Annotated in this window: 21 protein-coding genes; 6 read left to right on the top strand and 15 right to left on the bottom strand. The window is 60.3% G+C overall.

All coding sequences use genetic code 11. The features are described 5' to 3' along the window. Position 1: 1 nt before the first annotated feature. The 3 genes from ACXYMO_RS14080 to secA form a co-directional block, all read right to left on the bottom strand. Positions 2-1,561 carry a phosphate ABC transporter substrate-binding/OmpA family protein gene (locus ACXYMO_RS14080; protein WP_458879354.1) on the bottom strand — a complete coding sequence of 520 codons (1,560 nt, stop codon included), beginning with the start codon at positions 1,559-1,561 and terminating at the stop codon, positions 2-4. A gap of 23 nt (positions 1,562-1,584) precedes the next feature. Continuing rightward, the gene (locus ACXYMO_RS14075) at positions 1,585-2,376 is read right to left on the bottom strand and encodes a hypothetical protein (protein ID WP_458879353.1); all 792 of its coding nucleotides are present in this window, start codon (positions 2,374-2,376) and stop codon (positions 1,585-1,587) included. A 298-nt stretch (positions 2,377-2,674) separates the two neighbouring features. After that, a complete protein-coding gene (secA, locus tag ACXYMO_RS14070; protein WP_458879352.1) occupies positions 2,675-5,392 on the bottom strand; it encodes a preprotein translocase subunit SecA in 2,718 nt (905 codons plus the stop codon). 173 nt (positions 5,393-5,565) lie between these two features. Between secA and ACXYMO_RS14065 the strand changes: the two genes are divergently transcribed. The 3 genes from ACXYMO_RS14065 to mutT are packed head-to-tail and all read left to right on the top strand — an operon-like array spanning position 5,566 to position 8,042. Continuing rightward, positions 5,566-6,417 (top strand): peptidylprolyl isomerase, encoded by an 852-nt coding sequence (locus tag ACXYMO_RS14065; RefSeq protein WP_458879351.1) that lies wholly within the window; start codon positions 5,566-5,568, stop codon positions 6,415-6,417. A gap of 3 nt (positions 6,418-6,420) precedes the next feature. Then, positions 6,421-7,647, top strand: a complete 1,227-nt coding sequence (argJ, locus tag ACXYMO_RS14060; RefSeq protein ID WP_458879350.1) for a bifunctional glutamate N-acetyltransferase/amino-acid acetyltransferase ArgJ — start codon at positions 6,421-6,423, stop codon at positions 7,645-7,647. Further along, a complete protein-coding gene (gene mutT / locus ACXYMO_RS14055) occupies positions 7,644-8,042 on the top strand; it encodes an 8-oxo-dGTP diphosphatase MutT (RefSeq protein WP_458879349.1) in 399 nt (132 codons plus the stop codon). The genes argJ and mutT overlap by 4 nt, the downstream gene beginning before the upstream one ends. A 402-nt stretch (positions 8,043-8,444) precedes the next feature. On the opposite strand, the gene infB is transcribed toward mutT, so the two are convergent. From infB to pip, 6 genes are all read right to left on the bottom strand, one after another. Beyond that, positions 8,445-10,946, bottom strand: a complete 2,502-nt coding sequence (gene infB, locus ACXYMO_RS14050; RefSeq protein WP_458879348.1) for a translation initiation factor IF-2 — start codon at positions 10,944-10,946, stop codon at positions 8,445-8,447. Between the two features lie 8 nt (positions 10,947-10,954). Next, positions 10,955-11,575, bottom strand: coding sequence for an RNA-binding protein (locus ACXYMO_RS14045; RefSeq protein ID WP_458879347.1), 621 nt, complete (start codon positions 11,573-11,575; stop codon positions 10,955-10,957). A gap of 22 nt (positions 11,576-11,597) precedes the next feature. Beyond that, the gene (gene nusA, locus ACXYMO_RS14040) at positions 11,598-13,232 is read right to left on the bottom strand and encodes a transcription termination factor NusA (protein ID WP_458879346.1); all 1,635 of its coding nucleotides are present in this window, start codon (positions 13,230-13,232) and stop codon (positions 11,598-11,600) included. Then, on the bottom strand, positions 13,232-13,810 hold the full coding sequence (gene rimP, locus ACXYMO_RS14035) for a ribosome maturation factor RimP (RefSeq protein ID WP_458879345.1): 579 nt from the start codon (positions 13,808-13,810) through the stop codon (positions 13,232-13,234). The genes nusA and rimP overlap by 1 nt, the downstream gene beginning before the upstream one ends. 130 nt (positions 13,811-13,940) lie before the next feature. Next, positions 13,941-14,780 carry an ABC transporter substrate-binding protein gene (locus ACXYMO_RS14030; protein ID WP_458879344.1) on the bottom strand — a complete coding sequence of 280 codons (840 nt, stop codon included), beginning with the start codon at positions 14,778-14,780 and terminating at the stop codon, positions 13,941-13,943. Then, entirely contained in the window at positions 14,777-15,754 is a 978-nt protein-coding gene (gene pip, locus ACXYMO_RS14025) for a prolyl aminopeptidase (RefSeq protein ID WP_458879343.1), read from the bottom strand. Before pip ends, ACXYMO_RS14030 begins: the two co-directional genes overlap by 4 nt. Positions 15,755-15,803: 49 nt before the next feature. Between pip and ubiG the strand changes: the two genes are divergently transcribed. Continuing rightward, the gene (gene ubiG, locus ACXYMO_RS14020) at positions 15,804-16,550 is read left to right on the top strand and encodes a bifunctional 2-polyprenyl-6-hydroxyphenol methylase/3-demethylubiquinol 3-O-methyltransferase UbiG (RefSeq protein ID WP_458879342.1); all 747 of its coding nucleotides are present in this window, start codon (positions 15,804-15,806) and stop codon (positions 16,548-16,550) included. Here the strand turns inward: ubiG and ACXYMO_RS14015 are convergent. Genes ACXYMO_RS14015 through ACXYMO_RS14000 form a run of 4 tightly spaced genes read right to left on the bottom strand, consistent with a single transcriptional unit; the run spans position 16,547 to position 18,859 of the window. Beyond that, a complete protein-coding gene (locus ACXYMO_RS14015; protein ID WP_458879341.1) occupies positions 16,547-16,990 on the bottom strand; it encodes a MarR family winged helix-turn-helix transcriptional regulator in 444 nt (147 codons plus the stop codon). The genes ubiG and ACXYMO_RS14015 overlap by 4 nt on opposite strands. A gap of 12 nt (positions 16,991-17,002) precedes the next feature. Then, positions 17,003-17,833: a carbon-nitrogen hydrolase family protein gene (locus tag ACXYMO_RS14010; RefSeq protein ID WP_458879340.1), complete on the bottom strand. Its 831-nt coding sequence runs from the start codon at positions 17,831-17,833 to the stop codon at positions 17,003-17,005. Beyond that, complete coding sequence (grxC, locus tag ACXYMO_RS14005; RefSeq protein WP_458879339.1) at positions 17,833-18,090, bottom strand: glutaredoxin 3; 258 nt, start codon at positions 18,088-18,090, stop codon at positions 17,833-17,835. Before grxC ends, ACXYMO_RS14010 begins: the two co-directional genes overlap by 1 nt. Positions 18,091-18,130: 40 nt before the next feature. After that, complete coding sequence (locus ACXYMO_RS14000; RefSeq protein ID WP_458879338.1) at positions 18,131-18,859, bottom strand: double zinc ribbon domain-containing protein; 729 nt, start codon at positions 18,857-18,859, stop codon at positions 18,131-18,133. 17 nt (positions 18,860-18,876) lie between these two features. Here ACXYMO_RS14000 and ACXYMO_RS13995 point away from each other — a divergent pair, with 17 nt between their 5' ends. Next, complete coding sequence (locus ACXYMO_RS13995; protein ID WP_458879337.1) at positions 18,877-19,695, top strand: methyltransferase domain-containing protein; 819 nt, start codon at positions 18,877-18,879, stop codon at positions 19,693-19,695. A 56-nt stretch (positions 19,696-19,751) separates the two neighbouring features. After that, the gene (hemH, locus tag ACXYMO_RS13990; protein WP_458879477.1) at positions 19,752-20,816 is read left to right on the top strand and encodes a ferrochelatase; all 1,065 of its coding nucleotides are present in this window, start codon (positions 19,752-19,754) and stop codon (positions 20,814-20,816) included. A gap of 76 nt (positions 20,817-20,892) precedes the next feature. On the opposite strand, the gene ACXYMO_RS13985 is transcribed toward hemH, so the two are convergent. Together ACXYMO_RS13985 and ACXYMO_RS13980 are read right to left on the bottom strand one after the other, a co-directional pair. Next, a complete protein-coding gene (locus tag ACXYMO_RS13985) occupies positions 20,893-21,075 on the bottom strand; it encodes a hypothetical protein (protein WP_458879336.1) in 183 nt (60 codons plus the stop codon). 219 nt (positions 21,076-21,294) lie between these two features. Next, a complete protein-coding gene (locus ACXYMO_RS13980) occupies positions 21,295-21,477 on the bottom strand; it encodes a hypothetical protein (RefSeq protein WP_458879336.1) in 183 nt (60 codons plus the stop codon). Between the last annotated feature and the right edge of the window lie 94 nt (positions 21,478-21,571).

Below are 21,571 nucleotides of genomic sequence, written 5' to 3'. Positions count from 1 at the left end.
CCTAGCGGATCCAGACTTCGACCCGGCGGTTCACTTTGCGGCCCCATTCGTTTTCGTCGCACGCCATGGGAAGGGCCTCGCCAAAGGCTTCGGTCCGGATCTCGACCTTGCCGCGCCCGGCCGCCTCGGCCGCCTGCAACACCGCGTTGCGCACAGCTTCGGCGCGAGCCAGGGCAATCCGTTTGTTGCCGCTGGCCGCCCCGTCTCCATCGCTGAACCCGACAAACACCAGGCGGCGCCCATCGTATTCCCCGGCTTCGATCGCGCGGGCCAAAAGCGTCACGTTGGTGCGTGACTGGGCATCCGGGCGCGAAGAACCGGTTTCGAACCGGAACGACATGGTCAGCCGCGCCATTGGTCGCAGGAATGCCATCATGCGCTGCAGTTCTTCCAACGGGGTCTCGGGGCCGGCGGCGTGAATGGCATTGGCAAATCTGTCGCCCTGTGCCCCGATCGGGATCTGTTCGGGGGACTGATCCACGAATCCGGCCCGCCGGATCACGATCTGGGCACCCGGACTGCGCGTGTAGGCCAGAAAATCGCGGCCGAGTTTGGGCAGACGACGCGCGGGCAAATAGAGGAACATGGGCGAGGTTAGTGGGTAATCCTCGGTCTTGATCGACCGGCGATCAGCGGCAAGCGAAAATCCGCATTGCCCCGACAACATCAACGCCCGGGCACTGCCCGCTTCGGCAAAACTGGCCAGTCCGATGCCAAACGGATCACCTTGAACCGCGTCCACGACCGCACTGCTGCGCATGTGGCGCACGATGTCATCCGCAGGGCTCAGACCCGACGGGCGCAGCAAGGCATCCTCGGCCGCCTGAGACAGGCCCGACGCGACTTCAGGCATGTGCACGGTGATCGGCGCGTCCGGTCCGCTTAGGTCGGCCCAATTGCGGATCTGCCCGGAAAGAACCTGGGCCAGCTGCGCGGTTGAAATTCTCTGAACCGGGTTATTTCGCGCAACAACGGGCACCATCGCATCCAGCGACAAGACCCGGCTGCGTTTAGGGCCGGTCATGTCGCCCATTCCCGCGTCGCGCGCGCGCTTGCGCTCGTCCGGGCGGATTTCGCGCAAGGCCATGACGATATCGGCCTCGTTGGCCAACAGGTCGGCAAACCCCTCGTCGGTGTTGGTTACCCGGAATTCGAACCTGGCCACTGCTTTGCCACTGTCGGCGGCCCTCACAACATAGGTGAAATGCGTGGTGTCCCGGTTTTCGCGCTCGGCCTGGTACCCATTGCGCATGGCAAAGCCTTCGATCAGCGCGGGCAGCAGAACCTCGGCCATGGTCGAGGCACCCGAAAAGGCGATTTCCGCAACAAAATCAGACAGGTTCGGGCACCCTGGCCCATCACATAGCACGCCCGATCCATCGACGGTCAGTTCCCCGAACTTCGTATCGACACGATAAAATTCACCGTCGAACCCCAGCAGGGTACCGGTGATTTCAACCGCACCGTCCCGCGATGTCAGCGTGACGTCCTGCGCTAGCGCAGATGAGACCGTTCCAAAAAGAAGAAGTGCGGCGAAAATCGCCGCACGATGCCAAGCCATGAAAGTTCCTGGTGTTGCGCAGACTACTTGGAGGCGATCTTCAGGTCATCGACCAGATTATTCAACACCAGAAAGTCACCAACAGCCCCGCAATTTGGCATTGCCAGCACCAGATCCTGGGTGCGCAGCTTTTTGTCGTGGCGCAGTTCGATCGCCTGCGCGGCAATATCGCGTCCGCAATTGGCCTGCGTGACTTCGGCCTCGATGGTCAGCGTCACGACACCGGTCTGTTTCGTGGTGCCCGTGGGATAGGTATAAACCTCGGCCAGACGCGGGATCAGGGTTTCGCCATCGCCCAGACGTGTCACAACACCGCCGCTGGCGATATCGCTGGCCGCTTCGGAATTGCCGGACCAGACGTGGCCCTTGTCACCATACGAGGCGCCAAATTCGCGGGCGTGCACCTGAAAGCCGCTGTGGCCGTTCCACTGCAATGCAATGCGGTCGAATTCGGCCAGTGACGGGACATGGGCCATTGCGACCGCGCCCTTTCCATTTTCGAACTCGACAACAAAAATAGCATCCTCGGACAGGGCCGGGATGGTGACGGCCAGACGTCCGTCCGCATTTGTGGTTTCGGTGAACATCATGCCCGTATGATGAATGGTCAGGCGTTCGTTCCCCTGACAGGGTGCGACAACCGACAGGTCAACGCTAGCCATCGGGGCGGGCGTTGCCGTTGCAGTCACTTCACAGCCAAGCTGCGGCGTGACGGGATCGTTCGGTGCGGCCAACGGTTCGTCCTCGAACGAAACGGCCTGCACCATGTCATGCACCAGATCCGCACCCGGCAGCGCCGGCAAGGCCGATGTCAATTTGATTTCATCGAGTGGAAGCTGGGAGTCATCAGCAGATTGTGCATTTCCCGGAACAGCCTGATCAACAGGAGCCGCAGCCAGGGGCTCGTCCTGACCGGGGGCCGCGCCGCCGCCTTCTTGCATGAAATATCCAATTGCCAGAGCACAACTGACCGTGCCGCACGTCGTAGCGAACAATCTTATTTTGCTCATAACAGTCTCCATCCACTTTAGCTTGATGCTAGCTATGCCAAGCAATCAGGGCCAAACCGTGACACCGTTGGGGAGTCATTCGGGCGGGATAAAGGCATCGGGATCAGGCCAGCCGTCCGTGACAATGCTTGAACTTCTTGCCACTTCCGCAGGGACATTTCTCATTTCTACCGGGATTTCCCCATGTTTCGGGGTCATCCTCGACAAATCCGGGCGCGGCTTCTCCGGCCTCGGGCTCAGGTTCGGCTGAACCTGACGTAGCGGCAACTTCGCCACCGGCCTGCTGCAATTTCGCCTGCTGCGCCATCATCTCTTCGATCATGCGCCGCTGCTCTTCCTCGGACGGCATGTGCACATGCGCCAGATTCTGGGTCACCGATTCGCGCAGGCTGTCCAACATGGACTCAAACAGCTGAAAGCTTTCGGTCTTGTATTCGTTCAGCGGGTCACGCTGCGCGTAGCCACGGAACCCGACAACCGAACGCAGGTGTTCCAGAGTCAAAAGATGCTCGCGCCATTTTTCGTCGATCGTGTTCAGCAGAACCTGCTTTTCGATGCTCCGCATGTTCTCGGGGCCGAACTCGGCGGCCTTCTTGGCCATGTGTTCATCCCCGGCCTTGATCAGGCGTTCGCGGATCTCTTCGTCATCCACACCTTCTTCGGCGGCCCATTCCATCACTGGAACATCGATGCCCAGCTGTTCGATGACCTGTGCATAGAGCCCTTCGGTGTCCCACTGCTCGGCATAGGATTTCGGCGGCATAAAGGTATCGATAAGATCGTCGATAACCTGATGACGCATATCCGTAGTCACGTCCGACAGGTCTTCGGCGGCCATGATCTCACGGCGCTGGCCAAAGATGACCTTACGCTGATCGTTCATCACGTCGTCGAATTTCAGGATCTGCTTACGAATGTCAAAGTTGCGGCCTTCGACCTTGGCCTGTGCCCGCTCCAGCGACTTGTTCACCCAGGGGTGAATGATGGCTTCGCCCTCTTTCATGCCCAGCGTCGTCAGAACCTTGTCCAGACGCTCGGACCCGAAAATGCGCATCAGGTCATCTTCAAGGCTCAGATAGAACGCGGTGCGCCCCGGGTCGCCCTGACGGCCCGACCGGCCGCGCAGCTGGTTGTCGATCCGGCGGCTTTCGTGACGTTCCGAGGCGATCACGTACAGGCCGCCCGCGGCCTTGACCTTTTCGCGTTCCTCGGCGTGTTTCGCCTCTTCTTCGGCGCGCAGCGCCTCGGGGTCGGCATCGGGATTCTCGGCCAGCGCATCCAGAACCTTCATGTCGACGTTTCCGCCCAGCTGAATGTCGGTTCCGCGCCCGGCCATGTTGGTGGCGATGGTCACGGCCCCCAGTTTACCGGCCTCGGCAACGATCTGCGCTTCCTTTTCGTGCAGACGGGCGTTCAGCACGTTATGAGGAATTTGCGCCTCCGTCAGCATCTGGCTCAGCATTTCGGATTTCTCGATCGACGTGGTGCCCACCAGAACCGGCTGACCCTTTCGATGGGCGGCGCTCACCTCGTCGATGATCGCTGTGTATTTCTCGGCGCCGGTGCGATAGACCTTGTCGTCTTCGTCGATCCGCGCAATCGGCTTGTTGGTGGGAACCTCGACAACGCCCAGACCGTAGATCTCGGAAAATTCCTCGGCCTCGGTGGTGGCGGTACCGGTCATACCGGACAGCTTGTCATAGAGGCGGAAATAATTCTGGAACGTGACCGAGGCGAGGGTGACGTTTTCGGGCTGGATGGTCACGCTTTCCTTGGCCTCGATGGCCTGATGCAGACCATCCGACAACCGCCGCCCCGCCATCATGCGGCCGGTGAATTCGTCGATCAGAACGATGTTGTCATCGCGGACGATGTAATCCTTGTCGCGCTGGAACACCTTGTGCGCGCGCAGCCCCTGGTTGACGTGGTGCACGATGGTCGTGCTTTCGGGGTCATACAGGGTCTGGCCTTCTTCCAGCAATCCGCGCGCCTGCAGTTGCTGTTCCAGAAACTCGTTACCTTCGTCGGTAAAGGTCACGTTCCGGGTTTTTTCGTCGATGGTGAAATGTTCGTCCGTCAGCGACGGGATGACCACATCGATGGTCTTGTAAAGTTCCGAGCGGTCCTGAGCCGGCCCCGAGATGATCAGCGGCGTCCGCGCCTCGTCGATCAGGATGCTGTCAACCTCGTCCACGATGGCAAAGTTGTGGTGCTTCTGGAACAGGTCATCCAGATTCGACTTCATGTTGTCGCGCAGATAGTCAAAGCCGAATTCATTGTTCGTGCCATAGGTGATGTCGCTTTTATAGGCGGCCATCTTCAGATCGTTGGGCATGTCCGCCCAAATCACACCGGTGGTCAGGCCCAGCGCGCCAAACACCTTGCCCATCCATTCCGCGTCACGTTTAGCCAGGTATTCGTTTACCGTGACCACATGCACGCCCTTGCCGGTCAGGGCGTTCAGATAGGCCGCGAATGTTGCGGTCAGGGTTTTGCCTTCACCGGTCTTCTGTTCGGCGATGTTGCCCTGGTGCAGGAAAATCCCGCCCATCAGCTGTGTGTCGAACGCCCGCAGGCCCAGCGCCCGCTTGGCGGCTTCGCGGCAGTTGGCAAACGCCTCTGGCAGCAGATCGTCCAGGCTGGTGCCTTCCAGTGCCCGCTTGGCCAGGTCTTCGGTCTTTTCTTTCAGACCGTCGTCGCTCAGGGCCTCGAATTCGGGTTCCAGCGCGTTGATCTTTTCGATCAGCGGACGTGTCGCCTTGATCTTGCGGTCGTTCGGTGTTCCGAACACCTTTTTGGCGATTGTTCCGATACCCAGCATGCTCACTCCAGCCGATCTGACGTTTTAGTGGTTTTCGCAGGCTTGCCCGCCCTTCGCTCACCTCTTAGATACATGGGCGAAGACCGTCCTGCACAGGCCACAAGGCGATGTAAGGGGCAGGATATACGGTGTCAACGGCGCGCCCCCTTGCGGCCAAAGAATAGGATGTTTCAATGCTCAAAGGCCTCACTTTTCTGCCATCTCTCGCTTTGGCGGCCACCATGGCCCTGTCTGTGCCCGCTTACGCCGCGCCGGATGCGGGTACGGTTGTGGCGCGCGTGAACGGCCAGGAAATCACGCTGGGACACATGATCGTGGCCCACGCGACGCTGCCGCAGCAATATCAACAGCTCCCGCCCGAGGTCCTGTTCAACGCCATTCTCGACCAGCTGATCCAGCAAAGCGCGCTGAACGAGGCGTATACCGGCGACGTGCCTCTGCACGTCCAGCTGTCGCTTGAAAACGAAAAGCGCTCCCTCATCGCGGCCGAGGAAATCGAAAAGATCATGTCCACCGCCGCCTCGGATGATCAGGTCCGCGCGGAATATGATGCCAAATACGCCGATGGCTTTGGCGGACAGGAATTCAACGCCGCCCACATCCTGGTCGAAACCCAGGAAGAGGCCACCGCCATCAAGGCCGAAATCGAGGCAGGCGCCGATTTCGCCGCCGTGGCCAAGGAAAAATCGACCGGCCCGTCCGGCCCGAACGGCGGTGCGCTGAACTGGTTCGGCCTGGGGGCCATGGTGCCCGAGTTCGAAACGGCGGTTGTCGCGCTGGAGCCGGGTCAGGTGTCCGATCCGGTCCAGACCCAGTTCGGCTGGCACGTCATCCTTCTGAACGAAACGCGCAAGGCCAAGGCGCCCTCGCTGGATGAGGTACGCGGTGAAATCGAAGACGGCCTGCGCCAAAAGGCGGTCGAGGCGCGGATCGAGGAACTGACCAGCGCCGCAACGGTCGAACGCCCCGAAATCGAAGACCTGAACCCTGAAATTCTGCGCAACCTCGATCTGATTAGGAACTGATACGTGGCCAAATCCCTTCCGGTGTCGCCGCTTGCACCTGCGGCCTTTCCTGACCTGCCCGTCGTGGCCGGTGTCCGTTTCGCCACCGCTCAGGCCGGTGTGCGATATTCTGGCCGCACCGATGTAATGCTGGCCGTCATGGACCCCGGCACATCCGTTGCCGGCGTCTTTACCACGTCGGCCACGCGGTCTGCTCCGGTTCTGGATTGTCAGGCCAAACTGGGCGGCGACACCGCGCAAGGGGCGGCCATTCTGGTGAACTCGGGCAATGCGAATGCGTTTACCGGACATTACGGCCAGACCACGGTGGATGAGGTGACAGCCGCAACCGCCGCGGCCACCGGTGTTCCGGTGAACAGGGTCTTCACCGCCTCGACCGGGGTGATCGGCGAACCGCTGCCGCATGACCGAATTGTCGCCAAGCTGGACGAGTTGTCGGGCAATCTCGACCAAACCGCGACCGAGGCCGCCGCGCGGGCGATCATGACCACCGACACCTTCGCCAAAGGGTCCGGACGACAGATCGACATTGACGGCACGCCTGTGTCCATCACCGGGATTGCCAAAGGGTCGGGCATGATTGCCCCCGACATGGCAACGATGCTGGTTTACATCTTCACCGACGCCAAGGTTGAACAATCCAGCCTTCAGGCCCTGCTGTCGGATCTGACCAACAAGACCTTCAACTGCATCACGGTGGACAGCGATACATCCACGTCCGACAGCCTGATGCTGTGTGCCACCGGGGCCGCGGGTGTCGATGCCACCGGCAACGCCGGTTTTGCCGACGCATTGCACGCCGTCATGCTGGATCTGGCCCATCAGGTCGTGCGCGACGGGGAAGGGGCGACAAAGTTCGTTGAAATCCGCATCACCGGGGCCGCAAGCGACGCTGACGCCAAGACCCACGGCATGGCCATCGCCAATTCACCGCTGGTCAAGACCGCCATCGCCGGCGAAGACCCGAACTGGGGCCGTGTCGTCATGGCCATCGGGAAATCCGGGGCCCAGGCCGACCGCGACCGGCTCAGCATCTGGTTTGGTGATATTCTGGTTGCCGAAAACGGTTGGGTCAGTCCCGATTACAAGGAATCCGACGCCGCCGCGCACATGAAACAAAGCGACCTTCTGATCCGCGTCGATCTGGGGCTGGGCGACGGGCAGGCCACCGTCTGGACCTGCGATCTGACCCACGGATACATCGACATCAACGCGGATTACCGTTCGTGAAAACGGTTCTTGTTTCTGCCGTTGCGCTCATCGACGTGGATGGCCGGGTCCTTCTGGCGCAACGGCCCCAAGGCAAATCCATGGCCGGCCTGTGGGAGTTTCCGGGCGGCAAGGTCGAACCGGGCGAAACGCCCGAGGTGGCCCTGATCCGCGAATTGCACGAAGAACTGGGCATCAACACGTGGTCCTCCTGTCTGGCGCCGCTGACCTTTGCCAGCCACAGCTATGACGATTTTCACCTGCTGATGCCCCTGTTCGCCTGCCGCAAGTGGGAGGGGATTCCCGCCGCGCAGGAAGGTCAGACACTGGCATGGGTCCACGCCAAAAACCTGCGGGATTACCCGATGCCGCCCGCCGACATTCCGCTGATCCCCATCCTGCGCGACTGGCTGTAAGAGGCCCGCCGCGACGATTCCAGAATTCCCGCGAAAGGGGGCTGGCGTCCTGCGCTTGCAACCTCCCGGCCCATTTTGGCGCGGAAAATTAACCTTTTTGTAGTCATTTTGGTCAAAAAGGTTTTCCAAAGATGAAAAATCTTGCTTTACTGAAACCGCAGCCAGTTCTTTTGGGGAGGATTTGACTTGCTTCGCACCATCACTCTCGGCACCTGTGTGTCCATTCAAGGCATGTTCGTTCGGTCGTTTCCGGACGGCACCATTGCCGTTAAAGTCGATAACACAGTCTACAAGGGCAAACCCGTTACGGCGGCAGCCTGACTTAATTTCATTCCGCTCATGAATAGAAAAAGGCACGGTCAAGCGACCGTGCCTTTTTTAGTGCCTTGGATGTGACCCGGATCAATCCAGAGTACGGGTCACTTCTTCGCGTTCGAAAATCTCGATCACGTCGCCGGGGCGGATGTCGTCGTAGTTCTCGAATGCCATACCGCATTCCTGACCCGACTGAACCTCGGCCACTTCGTCCTTGAACCGCTTGAGCGTTTTCAGCGTGCCTTCGTGGATCACGACGTTGTCGCGCAGCAGACGCACACCGGCCGAGCGGCGGGCGACTCCTTCGGTGACCAGACAGCCAGCAACCTTGCCGACGTTGGACACCTTGAACACGTCCTTGATCTCGGCATAGCCGATGAAGTTTTCGCGAATTTCGGCGCTCAGCAGGCCGCTGGCCGCTTTCTTAACGTCATCCACAAGGTCATAGATCACCGAATAGTACCGGATTTCGACACCCTTCTGGTTGGCCGTGTTCCGCGCACTGGCATTTGCCCGCACGTTAAAGCCCATGATCGGCGCGCCGCTGGCCTCGGCCAGACCCACGTCGGTTTCAGTAATGGCGCCAACGCCCGAGTGCAGCACGCGCACGCGCACCTCGTCGTTGCCGATCTTTTCCATCGCCTGAATGATCGCTTCGGCCGAACCCTGAACATCGGCTTTGACCAGAATTGGCAATTCGCTGACGTTTTCGTCGGCTTTTGCGTTGGCCATCAGCTGTTCCAGCGTCGTCGCCGCACCGGCAGCCGCACGTTTGTCCTTGGCCGCTTTTTCACGGTACTCGGCAATCTCACGCGCCTGCGCTTCGGTTTCCACAACGTTCAGAACATCACCCGCTTCGGGCGTGCCGTTCAGGCCCAGGACCTCGACCGGAACCGAGGGGCCAGCTTCTTTGACGCGCTCGCCCTTGTCGTTCTCCATCGCGCGGACCTTGCCCCACTGTTCGCCGACGACAAAGATGTCGCCCTGGCGCAGTGTGCCGTTCTGAACCAGAACCGTGGCAACGGGACCGCGGCCAATATCAAGCTGCGCTTCGATCACGGCGCCCTGGGCGGCGCGATTCGGATTCGCCTTGAGTTCCAGAATTTCCGACTGTAGCGCAATCGCTTCCAGCAGCTCGTCCAGACCGGTGCCGTTGATGGCAGAGACTTCGACGTCCTGCACATCGCCCGACATCTTTTCCACGATCACTTCGTGCTGCAGCAGGTCGGTGCGCACCTTGTCCGGGTTTGCGTCGGGGCGGTCGATCTTGTTGATCGCCACGATCATCGGAACCTGCGCCGCCTTGGCGTGGTTGATCGCCTCGATCGTCTGGGGCATCACGGCATCATCCGCCGCAACAACCAGAACGACGATATCCGTCACCTGCGCACCGCGCGACCGCATCGAGGTAAAGGCCGCGTGGCCCGGCGTGTCGAGGAAGGTCAGAAGCTGACCATCATCGGTTTTCACCTGGTAAGCACCGATATGCTGGGTAATCCCGCCTGCTTCGCCCGATACCACCTTCGCATTCCGGATCGCATCCAGAAGCGAGGTTTTACCATGGTCGACGTGGCCCATGACCGTGATGACCGGCGGACGCGACTGAAGTTCGCCTTCCTCGTCCTCGATCTGGGTGATTACGTCCTCAACATCAGAATCGGAAACGCGCACCACCTTGTGGCCGAATTCCTCGACGATCAGTTCGGCGGTATCCGCGTCGATGCTCTGGTTTTGCGTGACCATCATGCCGTTGTTCATCAGCGCCTTGACGACTTCGCCCACACGCTCGGCCATACGGTTGGCCAGTTCGGACACGACAATTGCCTCGGGCACCTGCACGTCACGCACAACCTTTTCGCGCTCGACGCTGCCACCCATGGCCTTTTGACGGGCACGTTCCTGTTTCCGCTTCATCGCGGCCATCGACCGATGGCGACCACCTTCGCCGCCTGTCAAAGCCTGGTTCAGCGTCAGCTTGCCGGAACGGCGGCCATCGTCGTCGCGGCCTTTGGTGCGGGCCGGACGCTGTTCGCGTTCGCGTTCGGTCTTGCGCGGGGCCGCGGACGGGGCAGGTTTGCCGGCACCACCGCGCGGCGCTTCTGCGGCCACGTCGGGCGCGGCCTGCGCCGCTGCTGACCGCAGGGCTTCTTCCTCGGCTTCGCGTTTCTTGCGTTCTTCTTCTTCTTCGGCACGGGCCTTGGCACGTTCCTCGCGTTCACGCTCTTCGCGTTCCTTGGCCTCGGCCTCGGCGCGGCGGCGATCGCGTTCTTCTTCACGCGCCTTTTCTTCGGCAGCGCGCTGTTCGGCTTCTTCGGATTCGCGTGCCTTTGCAGCCTGAACCGCCTTCAATCGGCGGTCCATCTCTGCATCGGTGATCCCGGCAGGACGACGCGACGGATCACCCGAGGGCGTGCCTCCGGTTCCGCCAGCGGATTTGCCAGCGCCAGGCTTGGGGACAACCACGCGCTTGCGCTTGGTCTCCACCACGACATTCTTGGTCCGTCCATGGCTGAAACTCTGCTTCACATTCCCCGGACGGGAACCGCTACCACGTAAACCCAATGTCTTTTTGCCGTCAGTATCGCTCATAAAGCTCTTTATCCTTCCGGACGGCCTTTACCGTCCATCTTTTCGCGCATGCCATGCAATCGCTGCGCTTCCTCTACAACACGAACGCTGAGTCCGCCAGAGGCGAGCGCTGCATGTATCACAGTTTGCCGCCCAAAGGCCAATCCCAACTCGTCCGCCGTAAGCCAGCCTATGTATCGACCATAGTGCGGCGTGCTCAGTTTCGACTTTCCGCGGCCTGATCCATCGACCGCCTGAATAAGAACTTCGGCCTCTTCCTTGGCCAGCCAGTCCTTCACTTTTTCGTACCCTGCGACCGCGTTGCCCGACTTGCGCGCCATGCTGATCAGATCGATCACCCGGCGGGCCAGTTGTTTTTCGACCTCGTCGGTCAGACCTTCGGGCACTTTCACCGGTTGCTTGAACCCGCGCGCGAACAGTTTCTTGGCCACGGCCTTGTCGATCGCGGACCGGGTGCTGGTCACGTAAACGCCGCGCCCCGGCAGCTTGCCCAGGATATCCGGGACAACCTCACCGTCGGGGCCCATGACAAAACGCACCAACCCGTATTTTGGTTGCACCTCACCTGTCGCAAGGCATTTGCGTTCAGGATCGCCACTGCGATCTTTCAAGGCGCCACCGCGACTCATCAGGACCAACCCGGGCCTGAGATCAGGCCCCGGCCTCCGCTTCAACGGCTGTTTCGTCCAGATCGGCCGCTTCGGCGTCGTCCTCTTCGGCCTCCAGTTCGGCGGGATCGACCCAACCCAGCAGGATACGCGCTGTCATGACCATATTCTGGGCCTCTTCCAGCGACACGTCAAAGGGTTCCAGAATCCCGTCGTCCTTGACACGTTCGCCATCGACCGTGGTCCAGCCACCGGCCAGTTCCCAGTCAGCACAGGTTGCAAAATCTTCCAGTGTCTTGACGTCGTCCTTTGCCAATGCCTCGATCATTTGGGGTGTCAGACCCTCAAATTCAACCAGGCTGTCCTCGACACCCAGCGCACGGGCATTTTCCAAGGCCGCCTTGTTCTTCGCTTCCAGGTAATCGCGGGCACGGGCCTGCAGTTCTTCGGCAGTGGATTCATCCACACCGTCGATCACCAGCAGTTCGTCCAGTTCGACGTAAGCGACCTCTTCCAGGTTGGTGAACCCTTCGGACACCAGCAACTGGGCAAAGAATTCATCCAGATCCAGCGTTTCCATGAACAGCTTGGTGCGCAGTTCGAATTCGGCCTGGCGGCGGGCGCTTTCTTCTTCCTCGGTCATGATGTCGATATCCAGACCGGTCAGCTGGCTGGCCAGACGCACGTTCTGACCGCGACGGCCAATGGCAAGGCTCAGCTGTTCCTCGGGAACGACGACTTCGATCTTGCCGGCCTCTTCGTCCAGAACGACCTTGCTCACCTCGGCGGGCTGCAGCGCGTTCACAAGGAAGGTCGGCTGATCTTCGTTCCACGGAATGATGTCGATCTTTTCACCCTGCAGTTCGTTCACGACCGCCTGCACACGGCTGCCGCGCATACCTACACAGGCGCCAACCGGGTCAATCGAGTTGTCATAGGAAATCACGGCGATCTTCGCGCGCGATCCCGGATCACGGGCCACTGCCTTGATCTCGATGATGCCGTCATAGATTTCCGGCACTTCCATCTTGAACAGTTCGGCCATGAATTCCGGCGCGGTGCGGCTCAGGAAAATCTGCGGGCCGCGGGGTTCGCGACGGACATCCTTGATATAGCAGCGGATACGATCGTTCGGGCGATAGCTTTCGCGCCCAATCTTTTCGTTGCGGCGCAGAATGGCTTCGCCCGCGCCCACATCGACGATGACGTTGCCGTATTCTTCGCGTTTGACCATGCCGTTGATGATGGTCCCGGCGCGATCCTTGAATTCTTCGAACTGGCGGTCACGTTCGGCTTCGCGCACCTTTTGCAGGATGACCTGCTTGGCCGACTGTGCCGCGATGCGGCCCATTTCAACCGGCGGCACTTCTTCGACATAGGCGTCGCCCACCTTGGGGTCGGCCATGTATTGCTTGGCCTGCTCGACGGTGAATTCCGCTTGATAGTTTTCCAGCTCTTCGTCTTCGACGACGGTGCGGACGCGGGTAAAGGTCGCCTTGCCCGTCTTGCGGTCGATGGACACGCGAATATCCATTTCCGCGCCGTAACGCGATTTCGCCGCGCGGGCGAGGCTTTCTTCCATCGCTTCGATGACCAGACCGGGGTCGATCATCTTTTCGCGGGCAACGGCCTCGGCCGTTTGCAGCAGCTCCAGCTGGTTTGCAGACGTAATTGCCATTACGTGTCCTCCTCAACAGACCCTTCGGTCTCGATTTCGTCAAACTTGTCTTCGTTCAATGCGCCAGTCGCCTTGCGCTGACGCAACATTTCCTTGATCAGATCATCGGTCAGAACCAGCTTGGCATCGCTCAGCCAGTCAAACTGCAAACCGATGGTGCCTTCTTCGACATTGATCAGAACCTCGTCGCCTTCGACCCCGGCCAGCACGCCCTTGAACCGGCGGCGTCCGTCGATCAGGTCGGCGGTTTCCAACTTGGCCTCGTACCCTTCGAAGGCTTCGAAATCCTTCAACCGGGTCAGGGGCCGGTCAATTCCGGGGCTCGACACTTCCAGCGCGTATTCGTCCAGAATCGGATCTTCCACATCCAGAACCGCGCCGACGGCATTGGAAATCGCGGCGCAATCGTCCACTTCGATCCCGCCTTCGGGTTTGTCTGCCATGATCTGCAGCGTCGTCGACTTGCCCGACATCAGACGGATTCGCACCAATTCGAACCCCAGGTCCTCGATGACGGGGGTCACAATCTCGGCCAACCGGCGATCAATCGCTGCCTTTGCTATCAGGTCGTTGCTCATCTGGTCCAAACACAAAAAAACGGGCGCGCGGCCCGTTGAACTTATCCGGTGGAGCGTCAGGCCCAGAGCCCGCCGCGCCGCTGTTGAAAGGCATATACGCCCGCCGACACGAATCTGCAAGGCCCAAAACCTAAGCGATCCACCACCGTTCTGCGATCCGCCCATCATCCAGCGCGCCGCGTGATCCAACCACATGCGGAACACCCACACCACGGCGCGCGGCCAGGGCGATATTTTCCGCCGAAGGGTGAAAGGCAAAAGCACCCTTTTCCATCAATCCGTCAGGCTGGGGCAGTTCCGCCACGTCCACATATCCGTCGCGCAGCGCCTCGGCCCGCACGGTTGCATCCGGGATCACGATTGCGTCGATCGCATCGACCCAGCCGGCCTGCCCGTCCTTCCAGTGGCTGGTCAGCCGTTCCCCCAGAAAATGGCGTCCCGGCTGCATTCGCCGCGCGACATAAAGGCCGGTGCCGATACCGTCCTGCACGCCGCAATTGGCCGGACAGATTGCAAACCTGTCCTGTGACAGAAGATAAGGCAGGTGCGGGTTCCCGTTTGCCAGTTCCAAACGCACCTCGCGCGGGCCAGTCGCCTCCGCACGGGTGATCACGGGGTCGACCGTGTCGGCCTGAACGTGAAGAGAGGCAACCACATCCGCCGCGCCCAGCGCCGCACCGTTGTGGAACGTCACGCCATCGCGCAACTGAAAGGTCCAGATGCGCGCATCGCTGCTGCCCTGCCACGCGGTGGCCAGCTCGGGGCGCAAAACGCCGTCCGGGGCCACTTCGGTCAGGGTTTCAAACACGGCGCCCCGCGCCACTCGGTCCAATGCACCCTCTTCGCGCGAAACGGCGATGCGCAACCGACCGCCCCGCTTGGGCCGGCTTTCGGGCGACAGGCCAGACGCCGCCAGCAGCGCCGCGGCGGCGCCCGATGTAAACAGCGCACGGCGGTCAATCCGGGTCATGCGGCCGACTCCGCGATCTGATCCATCAATCGGACGAGTTCGGAGCTGATTCCCGGTTCGCTCAGGGCATGCCCGGCATTGCGCACGATCTTCAACTCGCTCGCCGGCCACAGCTCGGACAGTTTCCAGGCCGAAGTGGGCGGGCAGATCATGTCGTACCGCCCCTGAACGATCACACCGGGAATATGGGAAATCCGGTCCATCTGCGACAGGATTTGACCATCGTGTTCAAGGAAACCCTTGTTGATGAAATAATGGTTTTCGAGTCGCGCAAAGGCGCGCGCGTAATCGCCGGGGCTTTCCCCGGATGCGCCGCTTGAATGGATCGACGCCAATGCGTTTTCCCAGGCCGACCACGCCCGGCCAAATTTCGTCTCTTCGTGCAGGTTCCCCGAAAACAGCCGCCGGTTATAGGCCGCGATCATGTCATCGCGTTCCTCTTCGGGGATCGGCCCCACGAACCGCGCCCATGTTTCGGGCCAGAATTTGCCCGCGCCGCCCTGGTAAAACCAATCCAGTTCGGATTGCGTCATCAGGAACACGCCGCGCAGAACAAGATGCCGGGTCCGGTCCGGATGTGACTGGGCATAGACCAGGGCCAGTGTCGCGCCCCAGCTGCCGCCAAAGACGACCCAGCTGTCGATCTCAAGAGATTGTCGGATTTTCTCGATATCTTCGACCAGATGCCAGGTCGTGTTGTCCTTGACCGACGCATGCGGGCGGGACCGTCCACAGCCGCGCTGATCAAACAGAATCACCCGGAAAACCCGCGGGTCGAAATACCGGCGCATTGCCGGGCTGCATCCACCCCCCGGACCACCATGCAGGACCACAACCGGAATCCCATCGGGATTACCGCATTGTTCCACATAGATGTGGTGGCCATGCCCAACATCCATCATCCGCTGATCATAGGGGTCGATCGGCGGATACAGATACTGAACTGCGCGCTTTTGGTCCGGGTATTTGTCCATTACTGACCTATATAGTCCTAAACCGAATAAAGAGCACCCGGAGACAGGAATGCAAGCGCCACAAACCACAGTTGACCCCGGTGAAGTTGCAAAATTCGAGGCGATGGCCGCCGAATGGTGGGATCCGAACGGCAAATTCAAGCCGCTGCACATGCTCAACCCCTGTCGGCTGGATTACATTACCACCCAGATCGCCGGCGAATTCGACCGCGATCTGACCGCCCCGGACCCGTTCAAAGGCCTGCGCATTCTGGACATCGGCTGTGGCGGCGGGTTGCTGTCCGAACCCATGGCCCGGCTTGGAGCCGAGGTTGTCGGCGCCGACGCGGCTGCGGGCAACATCCCGGTGGCGCAAATCCACGCCGAACAATCGGGGCTCGATATCGACTATCGCCACACAACCGCCGAGGCGCTGGCCGACGCGGGTGAACAATTCGATGTTGTCCTGAACATGGAAGTGGTCGAACACGTGGCCGATCCGCTGGCTTATCTGACGGCCTGCCAGACCCTGCTGAAACCGGGCGGGCTGCAGATCTGCTCGACCATCAACAGGAACCCGAAATCCTTTGCCGTTGCCATCATCGGGGCCGAGGTCGTGATGCGCTGGCTGCCACGCGGCACGCATGAATGGTCAAAATTCATCACGCCCGACGAACTGTTCGACCTGCTGCGTCAGGCGGGGCTGGACCCGGTCGACCGCAAGGGGTTTGTATTCAATCCCATCAGCTGGAGCTGGAGCCTGTCGGATCGCGACCTGTCGGTGAACTACGTCACCGCCAGCGTCAAACCGGCTTAATCGCGCGGTTCCAGCCGCGCACGCAATTCGCGCAGCACCGGCAAAACGGTGCGCACCTTGTCCGCGCCCAGATCGCCGACCACCTCGTTGATCACCGGTGTGATCGATGCGATGGCCCGGTCGCGCGCCTGCCGCCCTGCGGGGCTGATCGCCACCATCTTGCGCCGGGCATCGTCCCAGTCGGGGCGGATGTGCACATATCCGGCCCATTCCAGTTTATTCAGCGTGTTGGTCATGGCCCCGCGGGTGACATGAAACGTGTTGGCAAGTTGCGCGGGGGATCGTTCGTCCCCGACGTACAACAAATGGTTCAGCACCGAAAAATGCGAAATCTCCATGCCCTTGGGCAACACTTTGCTCAGCTTGTTGCGCAGCAGTTGGTCAGCGGTCAAAACCTCGCTGAACAGCGCAACAGCCAATGCATTTGTGTCGTCGGACATCAGTTTTTCCATTCAGGGACCATCAAATTTCCGGATGTGGGTCAGTGACGGTACTTTCTTTCGCGCGCGCTCCACGGATGTACCATCCAATTCGCAAAAGTGCACACCCGGTTCGGTTCCAGCCTCCAGCAATACCTCGCCCCAGGGCGAAATCGCCATGCTGTGACCATAAGTGCGCCGTTCCTTACCTTGGGATGCGGCATGTTGCCCGGTTTGGGCCGGGGCCAGCACGTAACAGCCGTTTTCGATCGCCCGCGCCCTCAAAAGCGCCTCCCAGTGCGCGGCGCCGGTCACCGGCGAGAACGCCGAAGGAACGGTCAAAACCTGCGCACCGGCCAGTGACAGGGTCTGATAGAGCGCCGGAAACCGCAGATCGTAACAGATGGTCATGCCGATTTGGCCCATGGGTGTTTCGGCCAGAACGGCACGCTGTCCGGGGCGATAGCCCGCCGATTCCCGATAGGTTTCCTCGGCGCTGACCTCCACGTCGAACATATGGATCTTGTCATAACGCGCGCGGATACCGCCATCCGGGCCGATCAGAAACGACCGGTTGGCAAACCGCCCGTCCGCATCATTGGTTTTCAGAGCAAGCGAGCCGATCAACAGCCAGATGCCCAGATCGCTGGCCTGCGCACGCAGCGCGGCCAGCGTGATGTCATCCTCTTCGTGCTGCAAAACCTCGGACTGGCGGGCGCGGCTGGTCGAAACGCAATTGGTCACTTCGGGCGTCAGGACAAACCCGGCCCCCTGCGCCGCCGCCTGGGCGACAAAGCCCTGGGTCACGGTCAGGTTTGCAGCCGGATCATCACCCGAACACAGTTGGACCAGCGCGGTTTTCATCAGGCCGCCAACAGCGGGTCCAACTTGCCAGCGCGGTCCAGCGCATAAAGTTCGTCGCACCCGCCGACGTGCATTTCGCCGATGAAAATCTGCGGCACAGTGCGCCCGCCATTGGCGCGCTGGATCATCTCGGCCTTGCGGTCCGGTTGTTTCAGCACATCGACTTCGGAAAAGTTCACGCCCTTTTGCGTCAGCAGACGCTTGGCCGCGTGACAATACCCGCACAGCGGCGAGGTATAGATTTCAACCGGTTTCATTCCGTATTCCCATTACATTTGTCAGGTGTTTGACGGGAACTTAGTCATCCTTGCCCACGCGCGCCAGTACCACCACGAAAACATCCCGCGCGCCTGCGTTCAGGCAGGCCTCGGAACACGCGGCCAGCGTAGCGCCTGATGTCATCACATCATCGACCAGCAGAACCGACCGGCCCGTCATGCGGTGGCGCCGTTTGGGGTGGGCCACGATTGCGCCTTTGATATTTTCGAACCGCTGATGCGCTGTCTTTCCGTCTTGTGACGATGTTGCCCTTGTCCGCGTCAAAAGGTCGGGGCAACAGGCCAGGCCGGTTTCGTGCGCCAGCGCCTGCGCCAAAAGGGCCGACTGATTGTACCTGCGTTTCAACAGGCGCATCCGGTGCAACGGCACCGGTGCGATCAGCATGTTGTCCTTGAGAAACGGACGGGCCGCCCGGGCCAGCCAAACGCCCGCCGGGCGCGCCACCTCGGCCCGGTCGCCATGTTTCAACGCCAGAACCATCCGCCGCGCACGATCTTTATATAGCAGCGCCGCCCGCCCCTGATCCCACGGGCGCGGCGTTTCCATACAGTCGTCACAGTCCAGCCGATGACCGTCAGGCGATCCGTGCAGCGGTATGCCGCAGCCATCGCAGACCGTTCCGCCGATAAAAGGCGTGTCGCGCCAGCATGTGCCGCACAGGCCGAAATCGCTTTCCACCATTGTGCCACAGCCCATGCAACGCGGAGGGTACAAAAGTTGAACCGCTGTTTGAAACATCCCGCGCATCAGCCTAGTTAGCGCCTATGACCATGACACCCGCCCTGTTTGATCGATCCGCCCTGCTGCGCAACCGCGCCCGCATGCGTGATGACACCCTGTTCCTCCACCGCACCGCGCTGGATGAGGTTCAGGATCGCCTCTCCATGGTTAACAGGACGTTTAAATCCGTCGGGATCGTCACGCCCTGTCCCGGTATCTGGAAACAGGCCTTTCCCGACGCGACCTGTGTCAGCGACGATGACACGCTGGATTTGCGCCCCGGCACATATGATCTGGTCATTCACGCCATGTGCCTGCACTGGGCCAACGACCCGATCGGGCAGATTATCCAATGCCGCCGCGCGTTGGTGGCCGATGGTCTGTTTCTGGGCGTTCAACTGGGCGGTGCCACCCTGCGCGAACTGCGCGCCGCACTGTCCGAAGCTGAAAGCCGCGTCACGGGCGGACTGTCGCCGCGCGTCTCTCCGATGGCGGAAATCCGCGATTTAGGCTCTGTTTTGCAACGGTCCGGCCTGACCCTGCCGGTGGCCGACGCGGTGGAACTGACGGTTGAATACCGTGATCTGACCCACCTGATGCGCGACCTGCGTCATATGGGCGAGGCCAACGCCATGACCGGCCGTCTGCGCCACCCGACCCGCCAGGACGTGTTCAAAACTGCTGAAACGATATATCGCGCCCATTTCGAAACACCCGATGGACGTCTACCCGCAACGTTCGAGATGATCTGCCTTACGGGATGGTCCCCGGACGACACCCAGCCCAAACCGCTGCGCCCCGGATCGGCGCAGGCCCGGCTGGCCGACGCATTGAACACCACCGAAACCAAGCTGCCTGATTGACGAATTGTCAAATCCGGTTATCTCCTCCCCCAATGCCCAGCAAACAGGACAGCAATATGCGCGATCTTCCAGCCATGGCCACATGCCCCGCACATGCGCCCAAGGATCACCCGGCCATTCCCCGTCAAAAGGTTGGCATTCTGCTTGCCAACCTCGGGACGCCGGACAATTATGATTACTGGTCGATGCGCCGGTACCTGAACGAATTCCTGTCCGATCGCCGCGTGATTGATTACGCACCGTGGAAATGGCAGCCGCTTTTGCAATTGATCATCCTGACCAAACGCCCCTTTACCAGCGGCGCGGCCTATAAATCGATCTGGAACCACGAGGCGGGCGAAAGCCCCCTGATGACTATCACCAAGGCCCAAACCGTTAAAATTTCCGAGTCGATGGCCCAGCGCTATGGCGATGAGGTGATGGTTGATTTCTGCATGCGCTATGGCAACCCGTCGACCAAATCAAAGGTCAGCGAGATGGTCAAAGCGGGCTGTACCAAGATCCTGTTTTTCCCGCTCTATCCGCAATACGCCGGCGCGACGAGCGCAACAGCCAACGATGAATTCTTTCGCGCATTGATGGCTGAGAAATGGCAACCTTCGGCCCGGACCGTCCCGGCCTATTGCGACCGGCCCGATTATATCGAGGCTTTGGCCCAGTCCGTCGAACGTGCCTACGGAGCCATGGAGAAACGCCCCGAAATTCTGGTGGTGTCCTATCATGGCATGCCGCAACGCTATCTGACGGACGGCGACCCCTATCATTGCCAATGTCAGAAAACGACGCGCCTGCTGAAAGAGCGGCTTGGCTGGGCGGATACGGACATCACAACCACGTTCCAATCGGTTTTCGGCCCCGAAGAATGGCTGAAACCCTATACCGTGGACGAGGTCGCGCGCCTGGCCAAGGAAGACGGCAAGAAACGCATCGCCGTGATTGCCCCTGCCTTTTCCGCCGATTGCATCGAAACCCTAGAAGAGATCAACGAAGAGATCCGCGAAAGTTTTGAACATGCAGGCGGTGAGGAATTTACCTATATTCCCTGCCTGAACGATGATGACGCTCACATCGCCGCGCTCAGCACGGTGATCGAGGAAAACCTGCGCGGCTGGCTGGACTGAAAGTCACCGGTCATCGAACACAAAAAAAGGCGGTGGAAAACTCCACCGCCTTTTCTTTAGTCAGGTTGTGCGTTGCTTAGTTAGAAGCAACAGCAGCAGCCACCAGAGCCAGCAGGATCAGGGGCAGCAGGATGCCGCTCGACGAACCTTGTGCTTCTTCAACGATGACCGGTGTTTCGATGACCGGCTCGGCCAGCGAACCGGCAGTAGCGGTCGAAGCAGCAGCAGTCAGCGCAGCGGCGAGAACGAGTTTCTTCATGTTAACCTCCAGAGAATTTGCGCAATTCATTGTTCTTGAATCACGCACCCAAGACTTACCTCGTGCGTTTTTCTAAGCAGCAAAACATTGGGATTGCAAATGGTTGTTGGGCTAAACTGCATTCTGAGCAGTGAAATGTCGTCAAATTGGCAACACTTCGGTTACCATGGCGAACCGGGCGGCGAGAATCCCGCCGCCCGTCCGCATCATGTGCGGATATTAGTTAGACGCGACGGCCGCGGCGACCAGCGCCAGCAGGATCAGAGGCAGCAGAATGCCGCTCGACGAACCCTGTGCTTCTTCAACGATGACCGGTGTTTCAATGACCGGCTCGGCCAGCGAACCGGCGGTAGCAGTCGAAGCAGCCGCAGTCAGTGCAGCGGCGAGAACGAGTTTCTTCATGGTGATCTCCTAAGTTTCGCACGCTCTGCCTGGCAAACCGTGCCCCCATTTTATAAAAAGTCACTCAGACTATGGGACAAACTTGGCTTCGTAC

The sequence above is a fragment of the Arenibacterium sp. CAU 1754 genome, from assembly GCF_054482635.1.
The sequence above is the reverse complement of the archived record's forward strand: the minus strand, read 5'-3'. Positions and strand labels throughout refer to the sequence as shown.